Origin of the sequence: Glycomyces sp. NPDC049804, assembly GCF_040674615.1 — a bacterium.
GTDB classification, from domain to species: Bacteria; Actinomycetota; Actinomycetes; order Mycobacteriales; family Micromonosporaceae; genus Glycomyces; species Glycomyces niveus.
In genome coordinates this window covers 98,620-115,012 of the sequence record NZ_JBFAMQ010000003.1, presented here as the reverse complement: position 1 = coordinate 115,012, position 16,393 = coordinate 98,620, and the positions used below count along the sequence as shown (strand labels likewise).

General features: G+C 71.6%; 20 protein-coding genes. 7 read left to right on the top strand and 13 right to left on the bottom strand.

Annotated elements, in window-relative coordinates; all coding sequences use genetic code 11:
- Positions 1-15: 15 nt before the first annotated feature.
- From galE to AB0K52_RS05235, 3 genes are read right to left on the bottom strand one after another with little or no spacing between them, the layout of a single operon-like run.
- Entirely contained in the window at positions 16-987 is a 972-nt protein-coding gene (gene galE, locus AB0K52_RS05245; RefSeq protein ID WP_363526408.1) for a UDP-glucose 4-epimerase GalE, read from the bottom strand.
- Complete coding sequence (gene galT, locus AB0K52_RS05240; RefSeq protein ID WP_363526406.1) at positions 984-2,081, bottom strand: galactose-1-phosphate uridylyltransferase; 1,098 nt, start codon at positions 2,079-2,081, stop codon at positions 984-986. Before galT ends, galE begins: the two co-directional genes overlap by 4 nt.
- Positions 2,078-2,899 carry a DeoR/GlpR family DNA-binding transcription regulator gene (locus AB0K52_RS05235; RefSeq protein WP_208498811.1) on the bottom strand — a complete coding sequence of 274 codons (822 nt, stop codon included), beginning with the start codon at positions 2,897-2,899 and terminating at the stop codon, positions 2,078-2,080. The genes galT and AB0K52_RS05235 overlap by 4 nt, the downstream gene beginning before the upstream one ends.
- Positions 2,900-3,017: 118 nt before the next feature.
- Between AB0K52_RS05235 and trpS the strand changes: the two genes are divergently transcribed.
- Together trpS and AB0K52_RS05225 are read left to right on the top strand one after the other, a co-directional pair.
- Positions 3,018-4,034, top strand: a complete 1,017-nt coding sequence (gene trpS / locus AB0K52_RS05230) for a tryptophan--tRNA ligase (protein WP_363526403.1) — start codon at positions 3,018-3,020, stop codon at positions 4,032-4,034.
- A gap of 2 nt (positions 4,035-4,036) precedes the next feature.
- Positions 4,037-4,609, top strand: a complete 573-nt coding sequence (locus tag AB0K52_RS05225) for a 2'-5' RNA ligase family protein (RefSeq protein ID WP_363526400.1) — start codon at positions 4,037-4,039, stop codon at positions 4,607-4,609.
- A gap of 63 nt (positions 4,610-4,672) precedes the next feature.
- Here AB0K52_RS05225 and AB0K52_RS05220 read toward each other — a convergent pair whose 3' ends face one another.
- The gene (locus AB0K52_RS05220) at positions 4,673-5,041 is read right to left on the bottom strand and encodes a zf-TFIIB domain-containing protein (protein ID WP_363526398.1); all 369 of its coding nucleotides are present in this window, start codon (positions 5,039-5,041) and stop codon (positions 4,673-4,675) included.
- A gap of 193 nt (positions 5,042-5,234) precedes the next feature.
- Between AB0K52_RS05220 and AB0K52_RS05215 the strand changes: the two genes are divergently transcribed.
- On the top strand, positions 5,235-5,567 hold the full coding sequence (locus AB0K52_RS05215; protein ID WP_363526395.1) for a hypothetical protein: 333 nt from the start codon (positions 5,235-5,237) through the stop codon (positions 5,565-5,567).
- A gap of 44 nt (positions 5,568-5,611) precedes the next feature.
- Here the strand turns inward: AB0K52_RS05215 and AB0K52_RS05210 are convergent, their stop codons facing one another.
- From AB0K52_RS05210 to AB0K52_RS05200, 3 genes are all read right to left on the bottom strand, one after another.
- Positions 5,612-6,064 carry a hypothetical protein gene (locus tag AB0K52_RS05210; protein ID WP_363526392.1) on the bottom strand — a complete coding sequence of 151 codons (453 nt, stop codon included), beginning with the start codon at positions 6,062-6,064 and terminating at the stop codon, positions 5,612-5,614.
- Between the two features lie 254 nt (positions 6,065-6,318).
- Entirely contained in the window at positions 6,319-7,860 is a 1,542-nt protein-coding gene (gene purH, locus AB0K52_RS05205) for a bifunctional phosphoribosylaminoimidazolecarboxamide formyltransferase/IMP cyclohydrolase (protein ID WP_363526389.1), read from the bottom strand.
- A 119-nt stretch (positions 7,861-7,979) separates the two neighbouring features.
- On the bottom strand, positions 7,980-8,618 hold the full coding sequence (locus AB0K52_RS05200; RefSeq protein WP_363526386.1) for a VanZ family protein: 639 nt from the start codon (positions 8,616-8,618) through the stop codon (positions 7,980-7,982).
- 142 nt (positions 8,619-8,760) lie between these two features.
- Here AB0K52_RS05200 and AB0K52_RS05195 point away from each other — a divergent pair, with 142 nt between their 5' ends.
- A complete protein-coding gene (locus AB0K52_RS05195; RefSeq protein ID WP_363526383.1) occupies positions 8,761-10,074 on the top strand; it encodes an aminotransferase class III-fold pyridoxal phosphate-dependent enzyme in 1,314 nt (437 codons plus the stop codon).
- A gap of 3 nt (positions 10,075-10,077) precedes the next feature.
- Here AB0K52_RS05195 and purN read toward each other — a convergent pair whose 3' ends face one another.
- A complete protein-coding gene (purN, locus tag AB0K52_RS05190) occupies positions 10,078-10,725 on the bottom strand; it encodes a phosphoribosylglycinamide formyltransferase (protein ID WP_363527204.1) in 648 nt (215 codons plus the stop codon).
- 20 nt (positions 10,726-10,745) lie between these two features.
- Positions 10,746-12,041: a DUF6350 family protein gene (locus tag AB0K52_RS05185; RefSeq protein ID WP_363526380.1), complete on the bottom strand. Its 1,296-nt coding sequence runs from the start codon at positions 12,039-12,041 to the stop codon at positions 10,746-10,748.
- A 184-nt stretch (positions 12,042-12,225) separates the two neighbouring features.
- Between AB0K52_RS05185 and AB0K52_RS05180 the strand changes: the two genes are divergently transcribed.
- Positions 12,226-12,663, top strand: coding sequence for a thermonuclease family protein (locus AB0K52_RS05180; protein WP_363526378.1), 438 nt, complete (start codon positions 12,226-12,228; stop codon positions 12,661-12,663).
- On the opposite strand, the gene AB0K52_RS05175 is transcribed toward AB0K52_RS05180, so the two are convergent.
- The 4 genes from AB0K52_RS05175 to AB0K52_RS05160 are packed head-to-tail and all read right to left on the bottom strand — an operon-like array spanning position 12,578 to position 15,207.
- On the bottom strand, positions 12,578-13,009 hold the full coding sequence (locus AB0K52_RS05175) for a type II toxin-antitoxin system PemK/MazF family toxin (protein ID WP_363526375.1): 432 nt from the start codon (positions 13,007-13,009) through the stop codon (positions 12,578-12,580). The genes AB0K52_RS05180 and AB0K52_RS05175 overlap by 86 nt on opposite strands.
- Positions 13,009-13,224, bottom strand: coding sequence for a hypothetical protein (locus AB0K52_RS05170; protein WP_363527202.1), 216 nt, complete (start codon positions 13,222-13,224; stop codon positions 13,009-13,011). Before AB0K52_RS05170 ends, AB0K52_RS05175 begins: the two co-directional genes overlap by 1 nt.
- A 40-nt stretch (positions 13,225-13,264) precedes the next feature.
- Positions 13,265-13,912 carry a response regulator transcription factor gene (locus tag AB0K52_RS05165; RefSeq protein ID WP_363526373.1) on the bottom strand — a complete coding sequence of 216 codons (648 nt, stop codon included), beginning with the start codon at positions 13,910-13,912 and terminating at the stop codon, positions 13,265-13,267.
- Positions 13,900-15,207, bottom strand: coding sequence for a sensor domain-containing protein (locus AB0K52_RS05160; RefSeq protein WP_363526370.1), 1,308 nt, complete (start codon positions 15,205-15,207; stop codon positions 13,900-13,902). Before AB0K52_RS05160 ends, AB0K52_RS05165 begins: the two co-directional genes overlap by 13 nt.
- A gap of 193 nt (positions 15,208-15,400) precedes the next feature.
- Between AB0K52_RS05160 and AB0K52_RS05155 the strand changes: the two genes are divergently transcribed.
- Together AB0K52_RS05155 and AB0K52_RS05150 are read left to right on the top strand one after the other, a co-directional pair.
- Complete coding sequence (locus tag AB0K52_RS05155) at positions 15,401-15,625, top strand: hypothetical protein (RefSeq protein ID WP_363526367.1); 225 nt, start codon at positions 15,401-15,403, stop codon at positions 15,623-15,625.
- Complete coding sequence (locus AB0K52_RS05150) at positions 15,622-16,389, top strand: ABC transporter ATP-binding protein (RefSeq protein ID WP_363526364.1); 768 nt, start codon at positions 15,622-15,624, stop codon at positions 16,387-16,389. Before AB0K52_RS05155 ends, AB0K52_RS05150 begins: the two co-directional genes overlap by 4 nt.
- Positions 16,390-16,393: the final 4 nt, after the last annotated feature.

The window sequence follows — 16,393 nt, the reverse complement described above, 5'->3', positions numbered from 1 at the left end:
GACGGGTGGGCGAAGTCAGGAGTGGGCATGCTGGTAGTACTTCCAGGCGTCGGCGACCATGCGGTCGAGGGTGTCGCGGCTGGGCTTCCAGCCGAGTTCGATGTTGGCGCGCTCCGAGGAGGCCACGAGTTCGGCCGGGTCCCCCGGGCGGCGGGGGTGGATCTGGACCGGGAAGTCGGTCCCGGTGATCCGCTTGACGGTGGCCACGACCTCCTTGTTGGAGAAGCCGTTGCCGTTGCCCAGGTTGTAGATCTTGTGCTCGCCGGCCTCGGCGGCCTGGAGGGCGAGCAGGTGCGCGTCGGCGAGGTCGGCGACGTGGATGTAGTCGCGGACGCAGGTGCCGTCCGGGGTCGGGTAGTCCTCGCCGAACAGGCCGAACGACTCGCGCTTGCCGGCGGCGGCCTCGAACGCGATCGGGATGATGTGCGTCTCCGGCTCGTGGTTCTCGCCGTGCCACACGCCCGAGCGGTCCTCGTAGGCGCCGACGACGTTGAAGTAGCGCAGGGAGACCGCGGCGAGGCCGTGCGCGGTGACCTCGGAGGCGATCGCCATGTCGCTGGCGAGCTTCGTCGCGCCGTACGTGGAGGTGGGGGCCTTGACGGCGTCCTCCTTGATGGGCACCTCGAGCGGGTTGCCGTAGACCGCGGCGGTCGAGGAGAACACGAGGGTCTTCACGTTCGCCTCGCGCATGGCGTCGAGCAGCGCGAACGTGGCCGTGGTGTTGGCCTCCCAGTAGATCTCGGGCTTGCTCATCGACTCGCCCGCGGCGATGAGGCCCGCGAAGTGCAGGACCCCGTCGAAGCTGGGGTCGAGGACCTCGGCGGCGTCCTTGACGTCCTTGCGCACCAAGGTCGCCCCGTCCGGGACGCGCTCGGCCGAGCCGGTCGAGCAGTTGTCGAGCACGACCACGTCATGGCCCGCTTCGAGCAGCATCGTGGCGACGATCGAGCCGATGTAGCCGGCGCCGCCGGTGACCAGGTATTTCACAACGCTCCCTTGAGGATGTCGGCTGACGTCTCCGGACCCAGGTCGTGGACCCATCCGCCCATGACGGACTCCGAGGACGCCAGGAACTTCACGCGGCCCGGGCCGCGGCGGATCGAGACGAGCTCCAGGCGCAGGCGCCCGAACTCGCGGCCGTCGCCGACCGGGGCCTGGTGCCAGCCGGCCATGTACGGCATCTGCTCGCCCGGGTAGGCGGCGTCGCAGCGCTTGAGCAGGTCGAGGTAGAGCGGCGCGAACGCCTCGATGTACTCCTCGGGCAGCTCGGCCAGGTCGGCGAAGCGGGCCTTGGGGTAGACCTGGACCTCGAAGGGCCAGCGCGCGGCGTACGGGGTGAAGGCGATCCAGTGGTCGTTCTCGGCGATGACGCGCGGTCCCGCGGACTCGGACGCGATGATGTCGTCGAAGAGGTCGCGGCCCGTGGCCTCCCGGTGCCGCTTCGCGGCGGCGAGGTACTTGCGGGTCTGCGGGGTGACGTACGGGTAGCCGTAGATCTGGCCGTGCGGGTGGTGCAGGGTCACGCCGATCTCGACGCCGCGGTTCTCGAAGCAGAAGACCTGGGCGATGTCGCCGCGGGCGGAGAGCTCGGCGGTGCGCTGGGCGAGGGCCCGGACGATGAGAGCGACGCGCTCGGGGGTGAGGTCGACGAGCGAGGAGTCGTGGTCGTCGGAGAAGACGACGACCTCGCACCGGCCCGAGGCGGGGACCGCGGTCTCGAGGCCCGCGGGGATCTCGGTCGACGCGAGCGGCCCGGGCTCGTCGAAGCCGCCGAAGGACGGGAAGCGGTTCTCGAAGACCGCGACCTCGTAGTCGGGGGCGGGGATCTCGGTGAGCTCGTCGCCTTCGCTGGGGCAGAGCGGGCAGGCGACGGGCAGGTTCGGGCGCCCGGAGCGCCCGGCGGAGACGGCCACCCATTCGTCGCGGAGCACGTCGTAGCGGAGCTCGCCGGCGCTGACGCGGCCGCCGAGGTCGCGCTTGTCGGCGTAGGCGGCGCGGCCGGCGCCCGGCTCGGTCGAGTAGTAGAGGATCTGGCGGCCGTCGGCGAGGCTGCCGGACTCCGTGTGGAACGCGGGTGTCATGGTCTCTTCTCGGTGTTGGTGCGTCTCCCGGGGCCGGGTGCGGCCGGGACCGGTGCGAGCACGACCTGGTCGACGTGTTCGCGCAGCTGGCGCCGGGACTCCTCGTCGAGGAGGGAATCGGTGACGATGACGTCGGCGTCGTCGAGGGACGCGATCGTGGCGATGCCGACGACGTCGAACTTGGTGTGGTCGGCGACGACCACGAGGCGGCGGCCCTTCGAGGCGAGGGTCGCGACGGTCTCGGCCTCGAGGAGGTTGGGGGTGGTGAACCCGGCGCGCAGCGACATGCCGTGGACGCCGAGGAAGACGGTGTCGACGTTGACCTTCTCGAGGGAGGCGACGGCGAAGGGGCCGACGAGGGCGTCGGAGGGGGTGCGGACGCCGCCGGTGAGGATGACGGTCTGGTCGGCGCGGCCGGCGCGGTAGAACACGTCGGCGACGGGCACCGAGTTGGTGACGACGGTGAGGTCGGGGACGTCGGTGAGGCGGTGGGCGAGGGTCCAGGTGGTGGTGCCGGCGGAGAGGGCGATGGCCTGGCCGGGGCCGACGAGGGTCGCGGCGGCGTCGGCGATGGCCTGCTTCTCGGCCTCTTGGCGGACCTGCTTGACGGCGAAGCCGGGTTCGGTGGTGGAGCCGAAGTCGACGGCGGTCGCGCCGCCGTGGACCTTGGCGACGAGGCCGCGGTCGGCGAGGGTCTCGAGGTCGCGGCGGATGGTCATGTCGGACACGCCGAACTCCTCGACCAGCTCCGCCACCCGGACCGCGCCGGTCCGGTGAACGCGTTCGGCGATCCGGCTCTGTCGCTGCTGCGCCAGCATGCCGCCTCCTCATGTTTCGAGAGCAGAGTGCTCAAGATCCAACACAATTAAACATCAGGATCGGCGGCCCCGCAATACCGGGTGGTCGCCGTCTCCGCCCGGATGTCAGAATCGGTCCATGACCACTGCCGACCGCAAACCCCGCGTCCTCTCCGGGATCCAACCGACCTCGGACTCCTTCCACATCGGGAACTACCTGGGCGCGCTGCGGCAGTGGGTGGCCCTCCAGGAGACCTCGGACGCGTTCTACTGCGTCGTCGACCTCCATGCGATCACCGTCGATCACGACCCAAAGGTATTGCACCAGCGCTCCCGCGTCAGCGCCGCGCAGCTCCTGGCCCTGGGCGTCGACCCCGAGAAGTCCGCCCTGTTCGTCCAGTCGCAGGTCCCCGAGCACCCGATGCTCGCCTGGATCCTCGGCGCCGAGACCGGCTTCGGCGAGGCCAGCCGCATGACCCAGTTCAAGGACAAGTCGGCCAAACAAGAACGCACAACCGTCGGGCTCTTCACCTACCCGATCCTCCAGGCCGCCGACATCCTGCTCTACCAGACCGACCAGGTCCCCGTCGGCGAAGACCAGCGCCAGCACCTCGAACTCACCCGCGACCTCGCGATCCGCTTCAACGGCACCTACGGGCAGACGTTCGTCGTGCCCGAGCCGCACATCGTCAAGGAGACCGCGACGATCAAGGACCTCGCCGAGCCCGAGAAGAAGATGTCGAAGTCCTCGACCAGCCCGCGCGGATGCGTCTACCTCCTCGACGAGCCGGGCCAGGTGCGCAAGAAGATCAAGAGCGCCGTCACCGACTCCGACGCCGAGGTCCGCTACAACACCGAGACGAAACCGGGCGTCTCCAACCTGCTCAACATCTACGCGGCACTGGGCAACACCACCGTCGAGAAGCTCGAGGCCGAATACGCCGGGAAGGGCTACGGCGACTTCAAGGGCGACCTCGCCGACGTCGTCGCCGACGCGCTCGCCCCGATCGGCGCCCGCACCAAGGAGTACCTCGCCGACAAGGCCGAACTCGACCGCATCCTCACCGCAGGCGCCGAGAAGGCCCGCCACGTCGCCGCCCGCACCCTCGCCAAGGCGTACAAGAAGGTCGGCTTCTACCCGCCGGTGGCCCTTTAGTGGTGCCGAACGGCCCCAAGGCGCGAGGCGTCACCATCGGCGTGGCGATCCCCGTGCCCCCGCCCTGGGGCGAGGCCCTGGACGAGGCCCGCATGGCCTCGGGCGACCCCCTCGGCGGCGCCGTCCCGGCGCACCTGACCCTGCTCGGCCCCACCGAGATCCCCGCGGACTCGCTCGAGGGGTACCGGGCGCACCTCGACAGCGTCGCCGCGGCCTGCCCCGCGTTCCACCTGCACCTGCGCGGCACCGGCTCGTTCCGGCCCGTCACCGAGGTCGTGTTCGTGGCCGTCGTCGACGGCATCGCCGTCTGCGAGCAGCTCGAGTCCGCCATCCGGCAGGGCCCCGCCCGCCGCGAGCGGAACTTCCCGTACCACCCGCACGTGACGATCGCGCAGAACGTGGGCACCGCCGCGCTCGACCGCGCCTTCGCGGCGCTGGCCGGTTTCGAGGCGCGGTTCCGGGTGGACTCGTTCACCCTGTACACGCACCCGAGCCCGGGCGACTGGACCTCCGAGACGCTGACGGGCGCGCCGATCCCGTGGACGCCGCGGGCGGTCTACCGGCTCACCGGCTGAGCGCTTCCGGACAGACGACAGGGACCGAGCGGCTGCGCCGTTCGGTCCTTCGCGTCTGGGCGCCTAGAAGTCGAAGAGGTCTTCGAAGACGCTCTTGCGCTTCTTCTTCTTGTAGTAGTAGTCGTCCTTGCGGTGGTGGTCGTCGTAGTGGTGGTCGCGGCGGCGGTCGTCGTCGTAACGGCGGTCGTCGTAGCGGCGGTCGTCATGGCGGCGTTCGTCGTAGCGGGGCTCGCGCGGCGGGGGGCCCGCGGGCGCGGCGGCGACCGGGGCACCGGCACCCTGGTGGAACGACTGCTCGAACTTCATCAGGTGCTCGAGCTCGCCGCGGTCGAGGAAAATGCCCTTGCATTCGGAGCACTGCTCCACGACCACGCCGTTGCGCTCGTACTGGTGCATCGGGTTCTGACATTTCGGACAGAGCATCTGCATCATGACAACAACCTATCGTGAATCGCGCATGGATGCCCAACCACAACCGGGCGCTCCACCTGTGAGTTCTCTCAGCTGGAACGCCGGGCGTCGGAAACCCGACGAATGGTGTCCAACCGTCGACACGAGGGCGCGGTTCTGCCAGCGTCGTCCTGGTGCGGGCAATCCCCGCATCTCGACAGAAACGGAGTGGACCGTGAAACGAATGATGATGGCGCTCATGGCCTGCGCGGCGGCGACGGCGTTCACCGCGGGCACGGCGGTAGCGGCCCAGGCCGCGGCGCCGGAGGCGGCCGCGATCTGCGCGGCGGTCGCGGACGAGCACCGCGCGGTCTGGGCGCAGCCCGGCACCTCGGGCGGCACGGTCGGCTCGGTCGTCGCCGGCCGCACCTACGACGCCGACTGCGCCCTGGTCCCCGGCCAGTCGTACACGGCGTGCGGGGCGACCACGAGCCAGTGGGCGTACGTGAACTACGCGGGCGACGACTGGGGCTACGTCCCGAGCGCCTGCGTCACCTGGGCCTCGTAAGCGCGAGGGCCGGCCGCCGGAAGCGGCGGCCGGCCCGGTCTCCGCTAACCGACGCGCGCGGGGATGTACCCGTGCGTGAAGTCCATGGGGTGCTCGGGCTGCTCGAACGGGCCGGTCGCCCACCACTCGGTGAAGCTGCCGTTCTGGACATTGAAGAGGGTGACCGTGACGTCGTCGTACCGGCCCTCCTCGTTCTCGATCCACAGGCCGCGGAGGCTGCCGGTCGCGATGGCGACATCGGGTCCCCACTGGACCCACTCGAGCTGGGCGCCGGTGCTGAACTCGCCCAGGACGAGGGTCGCGGGTTCGACGTCGTAGTGGACCTCGCCGCCGGGGCCGTACGTGTTGCCGACGACCGGCGTTTCCGAAGCAGGGCGGGCGCTGGGCGGCGCGGCCGGGAGGCTGTTGTCGGCGGAAGCCGAGGAGGCGGCGGCGATACCGCCGACGACCCCGGCGACGGCGGCGGTCGAGGCCGCGGCGAACGCTCTTCTGCGCATGGGAACACCTTTCGGTAGTGCGAAGGTTCTCGCACCCAATACGCCGAGACGGCTCCGCGAAGATGCCGAAGGCGGGCAGGGAATCATGGAAATTCCTTGCCCGCCAACGAGTCTCAGGTCACCTGGCGGTGTCCGTAGTGCGTGCTGTGCTTCATGCGCCACGCACTTCCTTCGTCAGTGCGTACCGTGCCTCATGCTTCACGCACTTCCTACGTAAGTGCGTACCGTGCCTCACGCTTCACGCACTTCCTTCGTCAGTGCGTGAAGTGACGAGTCCCGGTGAGGTACATCGTGATGCCGGCTTCCTTGGCGGCGGCGATGACCTCTTCGTCGCGGAGCGATCCGCCCGGCTGGACGACGGCCTTGACGCCGCCGTCGATGAGGATCTGCAGACCGTCGGCGAAGGGGAAGAACGCGTCGGAGGAGGCGACCGAGCCGGCGGCCCGCTCGCCCGCGCGCTCGACCGCGAGCTTCGCGGAGTCGACGCGGTTGACCTGGCCCATGCCGACACCGACCGAGGCCCCGCCCGAGGCGAGGAGGATCGCGTTCGACTTCACCGAGCGCACGGCGCGCCAAGCGAAGGCGAGGTCGGCGAGGGTCGCCTCGTCGGCGGCGTCGCCCGTGGCGAGGGTCCAGTTGGCCGGGTCGTCGCCCGCGGCGTCGATGCGGTCGGGGCGCTGCGCGAGCACGCCGCCGGAGATCGGCTTGAGCTCGAGGTCGGCCGGGGCCCACTCGGGGGCGCGCAGCAGCCGGATGTTCTTCTTCGCCGAGAGGATCGCGATCGCCTCGTCGGTGAACGAGGGCGCGACGACGACCTCGGTGAAGATCTCGGCGATCTGCGCGGCGGCCTCGGCGTCGACCTCGCCGTTCGCGGCGATGACGCCGCCGAAGGCGCTCACCGGGTCGCATTCGTGGGCGGCGCGGTGGGCGGCGGCGATGGAGTCGCCGACGGCGATGCCGCACGGGTTGGCGTGCTTGATGATCGCGACGCACGGCGCGGTGAAGTCGTGCGCGGCGCGCCAGGCGGCGTCCGCGTCGGTGTAGTTGTTGAAGCTCATCGCCTTGCCGTGCAGCTGCTCGGCCTGCGCGAGCCCGGCCGCGCCGGGGGCGGCGTAGACGGCGGCCGCCTGGTGCGGGTTCTCGCCGTAGCGGAGGTCCGCGAGCTTGGTCATGGGCACGGCCTGGAAGTCCGGCAGGTCGGCGTCGGTCGACTGTTCGGCGAGCCAGGTGGCGACGGCCGCGTCGTAGGTCGCGAGGTGCGCGAAGGCCTTGGCGGCCAGGCGGAGACGCTCGGCGGCGGTGGTGCCCTCGACGGCGGCGGTGCGCACGAGGTCGTAGTCGGCGGGGTCGACGACGACGGCGACGTTCGCGTGGTTCTTGGCGGCGCCGCGGGTCATGGACGGCCCGCCGACGTCGATCTTCTCGACGATGTCGTCGAAGCCCGCGCCGGAGGCGACGGTGTCCTGGAACGGGTACAGGTTGCCCACGAACAGGTCGAACGCCTCGATGCCGAGCTCGTCGAGCTGCTGGCGGTGGGATTCGCGGCGGACGTCGGCGAGCATGCCGGCGTGGACCTTCGGGTGGAGGGTCTTGACGCGGTCGTCGAGGATCTCGGGGAAGCCGGTGAGGTCCTCGACCTTGGTGACGGGGATGCCGGCCTCGGCGAGGCGAGCGGCGGTCGAACCCGTGGAGACGATCGATACGCCTGCCTTGTGGAGGTCCGCGGCCAGTTCGACGACGCCGGTCTTGTCGAACACAGAGATGAGGGCTCGCTGAATGCGCTTCCGCTCGGACATGAATGCACTGCTCCTGATGGTCTAATGACTGCGGCCCAGGCGTTCGACCGCAGTAACAGGTTCAGCAGTGCCGCTCCCTGGTGGTGCTCCACCTGCGAACGTCTTCTGAAGGTCCCCCCTCAACAACGAGCTGCCCGGTCCGTGCCACGGGAAACCTCGAAAGACGTCACTCGCCAGTCGCGACCGGCCGAGCGTAACACGGCCGGGTCGGGTTCGGGCCCGGCGACCGCGCGTGAGCGTCGCCACCAGGGCCGGGAGGCGAGCGCGGCCAGGACCGCGCCGGCGGCGTTCATGAGCGCGTCGTCGACCGAGACGACCCGGCCGGTGAGGAGCGAGAACTGCAGGGCCTCGAGGGTGGCGGCGGCGAGGAGTGCGCCGGCGGCGACCGCGCCGAGCCCGAGCGTGAACCGGACCGGCAGGAAGAAGCCGGCGGCGGCGAACACGAACAGGTTCCCGGCCAGCTGCTCGACGATGCGGCGCGGCCCGGCCCCGGCGAGGTCGGCGAGGTCCACGAGCGGGACGAGCTGGAGCGCGTTCGCGCCCTCCCGGGAAGTGAGGCCGAGGAACAGCAGCGGCACGGAGCCGACGACCGCGCCGACCTCCGCGAGGGAGTACCGCCATGCCTCGCGGCGCGGGCGGCCGCGGCGGATGCGCCAGGCCGCGAGCGCCCAGGCGGCGGCGAACGCGAACGGCAGCAGCGCGAAGGCGACGTAGAGGGTGTTCGCTTCGAGCGAGTTGACGGCGAGGGGCGGGGTCATGCCCGGAACCCTAACCGAGCCCGACCCGCCCGCCCAGTGCCCGTCGCGCGGACCGCCGTGAACGCCGAAGCGCTGCGCCGCCTCCGCGGGAGCGGCACAATGAGCGCGGACGAGCGGCACGGCGAAGGCGGTGGAGGAAGCCATGGACCCCGACGAGCTGGTGTTCCACCCCTGGGTCAGGCAAGGGCCGCGGAACGTGCCGACCTTCGTCGGCGGCTCCGGCAGCCACGTCGTCGACGCCGACGGCCGGCGCTTCCTGGACTTCAGTTCGCAACTGGTCTTCGCCAACCTCGGCCACCAGCACCCGCGCATCGTCGCGGCCATCAAGGCGCAGGCCGACCGGCTCTGCACGCTGGCGCCCTCGCACGCCTCCGACATCCGCGGCGAAGCGGCGCAGATGGTCGTCGACGTCGCGCCGGCAGGGCTCGGGCACGTCCTGTTCACCACGAGCGGGACCGAGGCCGTCGAGCACGCGGTCCGCATGGCCCGCCTGCACACCAAGCGTCCCAAGGTGCTCGCCGCCTACCGCTCCTACCACGGTTCGACGACGACCTCCATCCATCTCACCGGCGACCCGCGCCGGTGGGCCTCCGACACGGGAGCGGCCGGGGTCGTCCATTTCTTCGGGCCGTTCCTCTACCGTTCGGCGTTCGGCGCCGCCACCGAGGAGGAGGAGCGCGATCGGGCGCTCGCCCATCTCGAGCAGGTGATCCTGCTCGAAGGCCCGTCCACGATCGCGGCGTTGGTCTTGGAGCCGGTGACCGGGAGTTCGGGCGTGATCGTGCCGCCGCCGGGGTACCTGCGGGGCGTGCGCGAGCTGTGCAGCCGCCACGGCATCGTGTTCATCGCCGACGAGGTGCTCGTCGGCTTCGGCCGCACCGGCGCCTGGTTCGCCGTCGACCACGACGGGACGGCACCGGACCTGCTCACCTTCGCGAAGGGCGTGAACTCCGGTTACGTGCCGCTCGGCGGCGTGCTCGTCGGCGACCTCGTGTACCGGACGTTCACCGAGGCCGCCTACCCGGCGGGCCTGACGTACAGCGGCCATCCGCTCGCGTGCGCCGCCGCCGTCGGCGCCCTCCGCGCGATGCACGACGAGGGCACGGTCGCCGCGGCGGCCCGCCTCGGCGCCGCGGTCCTCGGGCCCGGGCTCGACGGGCTCGCCGCCGGCCACCCGTCGGTGGGCGACGTGCGCGGCATCGGCGCCCTCTGGACGCTGGAGCTGGTGCGCGACCGGCAGGAGCAGACGCCGCTCGTGCCGCCGGGCGCCACCGGGGAGGCGAACGCGCCCATGGCGGCCTTCATGCAGGCCTGCCGCGACCGGGGCCTGCTCACGCTGGTCCTCGGCAACCGCGTCCACATCGCACCGCCGCTCAATGCGAGCGATGCCGACGCGGCGGCCGGTCTGGCCGTCCTCGACGAGGCCCTGGCCGTGGCCGACGCGTTCGTGTCCTGAGCGCTAGCCGAGCCGCACGCGGCGGCCTTCGACCTTCCAGCCGTCCCGGACCATGCGGCCGACGGACGCGACCAGTTGGGCGCGTTCGGCTTCCTTGATGCGCTCGGTGAGGGTCTCGACGGTGTCGTCGTCCTCGACGGGGACCGCGCACTGGGCGATGATCGGGCCGGTGTCGACGCCGGAGTCGCAGATGAACAGGGTCGCGCCCGCGAGCTTCACGCCGGCGGCGAGGGCCTCGCCGGGGCCGTTCATGCCCGGGAAGGCCGGGAGCAGCGAGTTGTGGGTGTTGATGTAGCGGCCGGGGAACGCCTCGAGGAAGCGGGGGCCGCAGAGCTTGAGGAACCCGGCGGAGACGACGAGGTCGGGCTCGAAGGAGGCGACGTCCTCGGTGAGCGCCCGGTCCCATTCGTCGCGGGTCGCGTAGTCCTTGACGCGGTGGACGAAGTGGGGGATGCCGGCCTTCTCGGCGCGCTCGACGCCGAAGGTGCCTTCGCGGTCGGCGCCCACAGCGGCGATCACGGCGCCGTAGGCGGGGTCGGCGCAGGCGTCGATGAGGGCCTGGAGGTTCGAGCCGGAGCCCGAGACGAGGACGACGAGCCGCTTCGGCGGGACGTCGGTGGGCCGCTTCGGCGATGCTTGCGAGCCGTCAATTGGCGCAGTGGTCACGACAGTTACGGTAACGCGTCGTCGCGGCTCGGCGCGGGTTCGGGGATGACCACCGTGTCCCTCCGCACCAGCTCGGCCTCGGCGGCGCGGCGGTGGACGGCGAAGAGGCGGGCGATGAGCGCTGCCCCGGCGAGGCCGATGAGGAACTGGACGGCGGCGATCCCCGCGACCGCAAGCGGGTCGGGGCCGAGGTCGGCCATGAGGTCGACGCCCGCCGCGCCGCCCGAGAGGTAGGCGAGGAGGCCGAGGACGGCGGCGGCCGTCGCCGCGGCGACGGTCGCGGCGGTGGTGACGCGCGGGACGCGCAGGTCCGGGGAGCGGTAGGTGAGGATGACGCCGAAGACGGCCGCGAGCATCAGCGGGAGTCCGATGAGGATGGTCGCGTAGTCGGGCAGGGGCGCGCCCGGGACGGCCGCGAAGACCGGGAAGGCCGGGAGCGGCCCGAGTTCGACCATGGACGTCTGGACGGCGGTGCCCGCGCCGACGGCGAAGCCGGGGCCGGTGATGTACGCGGCGGCCCAGACCGCGCAGTTCGGCAGGTAGACGAGGCTCAGGAGCGCGACGGTCCACGACTCGGAGCCGTACAGCGCCAGCGTGTCCGCGACGACCGGGCCGCGCACGGCGAACGCGACGCCGGTGGCGGCCGCGCCGCAGGCGAGGAGCGCCCCGGCGGTGATCATGCCGGTGCGCAGGCCGCGCCGCATCCACACCGACGCGGTGTCCCACGGCAGGACCCCGGCCTCACGCGCCGCGCCGAAGGCGGTGGCGGCGATGACGAGCGGCACGGCGTGCAGCAGCGCCGGGAGGATCTCGACGGTGAACGGGCCGGTGGTGCAGAGCGCGGCGGCCCCGGCGACGAGTCCGGTGTAGAGGATCGTGATGAGCCCCGCGGCGGCGCGCACGGCGGCGGCGTCGCGGCCGCCGATGGCGCGGGTGGTCCCGGCGGCGGCCTTGGCGAGCCGCCAGCACACGAGGACGGTGAGCGCGAGCGGGGCGACGCTCAGGTGCATCGGTCCGATGTCGACGGGCACGCCATGCCCGGCGAGCCACGCGACCCCGGCGGCGGCCGCGACCGTGGCGACCGAGCCTTCGGCGCCGGCCTGCCACCAGCCGAGGATGACCACGACGAGGATGGGCGTGACGACCACGGTGACCGCCCAGACGGTCGTCGCCAGCGCGGAAGCGAGCAGCGCCCGGGGACGCTTCGGCTTGGCGCGCTTGGCGTACGCGGCGGTGTCGACCACTTCGGTGTCGGCGGTGCGGCCGCGCGGGGAGTCGGGGGCGGAGCGCTCTTCGGGCACGCGGATCCGGACGGTGTCCCGCTGCGCGGACCCTGATCTGCCAGGGCGTCGGTTCGGTCGTCGCTCCACGCCGACCAGTCTGTCACAGCCGGGCACGCCGAGGACGGTTCCCGTCCACGGGTTCGCAATGCGAGGATGGCGTTCGAACGTCCGGCTACTGGGGCCGGCCGGGAGGAGGCAGCACATGGAAGGTCCGGGCGACTTCTACGCGACGGTGGACGTGGTCGACGTGGTCGACGGGGACACGTTCCGCGCCGTGATCGACGGCGAGAAGGTCCGCGTGCGCATCATGGGGATCAACTCCCCCGAGTCCGGCGGCTTCCGCGAGGAGGAGGACTGGGGCGCCGAGGCGAAGCTCTACGCGCGCAAGAAGCTCCAGGGCCGCACCGTGCACCTCTTCACCGACCCGGGCGACCCGGCCTACGACCAGTACGACCGGCTGCTCATGCACGTGGTGATGGAGAACGGCATGAACTACGGGGTCCTCGCGGTCGCCGAGGGCATGGCGCACGCCTACATCCTGGGGCACCAGGAGCTCACGATCGGCGACACGCTCCGCAAGGCCGAGAAGCTCGCCAAGGCCGAGCGGCGCGGCATGTGGTCGTCCAAAGCCCACGACTGACGGACGCGAACGGGCGCTCCCTCAAAGGTGGAGCGCCCGTCGGCGTTCGCTCAGGCCAGCGCGAGTTCGAGCAGGAGCGCCCGGTCGAGGCCTTCGATCTCATCGAAATCCAAGGCGCCCATGAAGTCGCCCAGCCGTCCATGAGCACTCGGGTCGTGGTTCCGAGGAAATCGATCTCTGGGCGGTAGATGGTCCGGTGAGCACTGGTCGACGTCAGCGCCACGGTGATAGTGCTGCGCGCGAAAGCGTCGGACTGGATCACGACACCGTAACGCCTTCCCTGCTGCTCATGACCGGTGGACTCTTTCGGCGGTTTGATCTCGTAGATCGCGCCTCGGAAGATCACTACGCGACACCCATGTACCGCTGGATCGCCAGTATCTCCGCGCGGTCATCAGGGTCGGCTTCGACTCGGTCTGCGTCTGCTTTCGCCTGCTTGAGCAGTTTCTCGCGGTAAGCGTGCAGCAAGGCTTCCCGAACCGCCTCCGTCTTCGTCCTGCCATCGGCGGTCAGCTCGGCTATCGCGATGTCCATCGCCTCGTCGGTACGCACGTTGAGCATTGTCACACGACGAGTGCCACACAAAATGTAATACGTGCGTTCATGCGCGTTCGAGGTAGTGGAGGACGGCGGCGACGCGGCGGTCGGTCTGGTCGTCCGGGGTGAGGTCGAGCTTGAGGAAGATGTTGCGGATGTGCTTGTGGACGGCGTTCTCGGTGATGAAGAGGCGCTGCGCGATCGCCTGGTTGCCCAGGCCCTCGGCCATGACGGAGAGGACCTCCTTCTCGCGCGGGGTGAGCCGCTCGACGGGGTCGTCGGCGCGGCGCTGCGCGAACAGCTGGGCGACCACTTCGGGGTCGATCGCGGTGCCGCCCTTGGCGACCCGGTGGAGCGCCTCCACGAACGCGTCGACGCGGCCGACGCGTTCCTTGAGGAGGTAGCCGACGCTGCGGGCGCCGTCGGCGAGGAGGTCGGTGGCGAAGCTCTGCTCCACGTACGCGGAGAGGACGAGCACGGCCAGGCCCGGGTGGGCGCGGCGGGCCGCGACGGCGGCCTTGATGCCCTCGTCGGTGTGGGTCGGCGGCATGCGCACGTCCACGACCGCGATCTCGGGCCGGTGCTCCTCGACGGCGGCGAGGAACTCCTCGGGGCCGCCCACGGAGGCCACGACGTCGAAACCCTCCCCCTGCAGCACCAGGTTGAGGCCCTCGCGCAGGAGGAAGTCGTCCTCGGCGATCACGATCCGCACGGCAGCTCCACTCTGATCTCGGTCGGCCCGCCCACCGGGCTGCGGACGGCCACGGTCCCGTCGAGCGCCTCCACGCGGCGCGCGATCCCCGCCAGGCCCGACCCGCCCGCGGCGTCCGCGCCGCCGCGGCCGTCGTCCGACACGGCCACGCCGAGCGTATTCCCCTTGCGCCGCACCTCCACCGAGGCACTGGTCGCACGGGAGTGCTTGGCCACGTTCGTCAGCGACTCGGCGACCACGAAATAGGCGGTGGCCTCGACGCTCGCCGGACACCGGCCCTCCACGGCCACTTCGAGCGTGCACGGCACCGCGCAGTCCGACGCGAGCGCGCTCAACGCCCCGGCGAGGCCGCGGTCCTCCAGGACCGGCGGCAGGATCGACCGCACCACCGCCCGGAGCTCGGCGAGCGCGCCTTCGACGGTGTCCTGGGCGCGTTCGAGGATCTGGTCGGCCCGGTCCGGGTCGCGCCCGATCTCGCGGCGGGCCGCGCCGATGAGCACGTTGACGCCGACGATGCGGTTCTGCGCGCCGTCGTGCAGCGCCCGCTCGATGCGGCGCAGTTCGACCGCGTGCGCGTCCAGGGCGGCGGCCCGGGTCGCGGTCAGCCGGGCGACCTTCTCGGAGAGGTCCGTCTCCGGGTCGGGGCCGAGGAACGCCAGGCCGGGCTTGGTCTGCAGCTCGAGGATCCTGGTGCCGAAGAGGATCCACAGGGCGAACACGGCCACACCGGTCGCGCAGCCCAGCAGCGCGGCCGTCGCCGTCTCGGCCTCGACCATGCCGTTGAGGATCTGCTGCTCCGACTGCGGCGCGAAGTACCACCACAGCGGGTACGTGATGTCGTGGATCGTCGTGAACGGCATCTGCAGCAGCAGCGCCCCGAGGACGAGCCCCCACGTGCCGTGGACGACCAGCCAGACGAGGTCGCGGCGCACGCTCGGGTCGGCCTTGATCTCCTTGAACGTGCGCGGCACGTCCACGTACGGCCCCAGGTAGGGGTTCTCGACCTCGTGGCCGAGGCGGCGCAGCCGCCCCCGCTCGAGCCCGGCGATCGTCCGCACCCACCGGAGCATCGGCCGGATGAGGAACCGGCCGATCCCGAGGAACGCGAGCACGAGCGAGAGCAGCAGCAGCGGGATCGTGTACAGCGCGAGGAACGCGAACCCGGCCCCGACCACGCCGTACCCGGTCGCGCGCAGCGACGCGAGCAGCAGCGCCTGCAGATCGGCCGCCTCCCCTTCGGGGCGCAGCTGCTCGTCGAGCCAGGCCTTCGCCTGCCGCAGTCGTTCGCGGACCATCCACGCCCCCCTTCCCCGAACCCGGTGCCGAGCCGGTCTTGAAAGCTACCCGCCGCCCCGCCGATCGTCGGTACCGCTGGCTGTACCAAGCGGCCTCCACCAGGCCCCACCCCGAATCGGCAAGCCAGCCGCATTGGGCCGCAGGCCCTTTCGCCATAGCGTTCTCCTCAACCGATCCCGTGGGGAGCACACCGTGAACGACCAGTACCGCATCACCGACCCGCCGCCGCCGCCGACCGTCGGCCACTTCACGATCATGACGGTCGTGCTGTGGACCGGCGTCGCCGCCGGCGCCGTCCTCAACACCGGCCTCCAGGCCGTCGGCCTCCACCTCCTCGCCGTCCCCTTCGGCGCGATCGCCCTCGCCTGCGGCATCGCGCTCATCGTGCGGGCCGTCAAGCACCGGAGGCAGCGTTGAGCACCCTCGCCGCACCCCGCCCCGACCTGCGCACCGACACCGGGCGGCCCCCGGCGCTGCTGCTGCGCGACGTCACCAAGGTCTACGACGGCGCCCACACCGCGCTCGACCGCGTCTCGCTCGAAGTGCGGCGCGGCTCCTTCCTGGCCGTCATGGGCCCCTCCGGGTCCGGGAAGTCGACCCTGCTGCACTGCGCGGCCGGCCTCGACACCCCCACCTCCGGGGAGGTCCTGATCGGCGGCACCGAGATCGCCGGGCTCAGCGAGCACCAGCGGACCCGCCTGCGGCGCAGCCGCATCGGGTTCGTGTTCCAGTCCTACAACCTGCTGCCCTCGCTCACCGTGGAAGAGAACCTGACACTGCCGCTGCGCCTCGCCGGGACCCCCGCCGACCGCCGCTGGCTGCAGGAGCTGGTCGAACGCGTCGGCATCGCGGACCTGCTGCACCGGCGCCCCGGGGCGCTCTCGGGCGGCCAGCAGCAGCGCGCCGCGATCGCCCGCTCGCTCGCGGCCCGCCCCGAGGTGGTCTTCGCCGACGAGCCGACCGGCGCGCTCGACCTCGACACCGCCGCCGAAGTCCTCGACCTCCTCCGGGAGCTCGTGGACGACTCGGGGCAGACGGTCGTCATGGTCACCCACGACCCGGCCGCCGCCGCCCGCGCGCACGCCACCGCCGTCGTCGCGGACGGCCGCATCGAGCACTACCTGCCCGGCGCCAGCGCCCACGACCTGGCCGCGCGCCTCGCCGGCCTCCGGAGGCGCTGACGTG

What these genes read in the sequence shown, in the direction of transcription:
- galT (WP_363526406.1), bottom strand. Translation starts at nt 2,081, where the DNA reads ATGACACCCGCGTTCCACACGGAGTCCGGCAGCCTCGCCGACGGCCGC.
- AB0K52_RS05235 (WP_208498811.1), bottom strand. Translation starts at nt 2,899, where the DNA reads ATGCTGGCGCAGCAGCGACAGAGCCGGATCGCCGAACGCGTTCACCGG.
- trpS (WP_363526403.1), top strand. Translation starts at nt 3,018, where the DNA reads ATGACCACTGCCGACCGCAAACCCCGCGTCCTCTCCGGGATCCAACCG.
- AB0K52_RS05220 (WP_363526398.1), bottom strand. Translation starts at nt 5,041, where the DNA reads ATGATGCAGATGCTCTGTCCGAAATGTCAGAACCCGATGCACCAGTAC.
- AB0K52_RS05210 (WP_363526392.1), bottom strand. Translation starts at nt 6,064, where the DNA reads ATGCGCAGAAGAGCGTTCGCCGCGGCCTCGACCGCCGCCGTCGCCGGG.
- purH (WP_363526389.1), bottom strand. Translation starts at nt 7,860, where the DNA reads ATGTCCGAGCGGAAGCGCATTCAGCGAGCCCTCATCTCTGTGTTCGAC.
- AB0K52_RS05200 (WP_363526386.1), bottom strand. Translation starts at nt 8,618, where the DNA reads ATGACCCCGCCCCTCGCCGTCAACTCGCTCGAAGCGAACACCCTCTAC.
- AB0K52_RS05195 (WP_363526383.1), top strand. Translation starts at nt 8,761, where the DNA reads ATGGACCCCGACGAGCTGGTGTTCCACCCCTGGGTCAGGCAAGGGCCG.
- AB0K52_RS05180 (WP_363526378.1), top strand. Translation starts at nt 12,226, where the DNA reads ATGGAAGGTCCGGGCGACTTCTACGCGACGGTGGACGTGGTCGACGTG.
- AB0K52_RS05170 (WP_363527202.1), bottom strand. Translation starts at nt 13,224, where the DNA reads ATGCTCAACGTGCGTACCGACGAGGCGATGGACATCGCGATAGCCGAG.
- AB0K52_RS05160 (WP_363526370.1), bottom strand. Translation starts at nt 15,207, where the DNA reads ATGGTCCGCGAACGACTGCGGCAGGCGAAGGCCTGGCTCGACGAGCAG.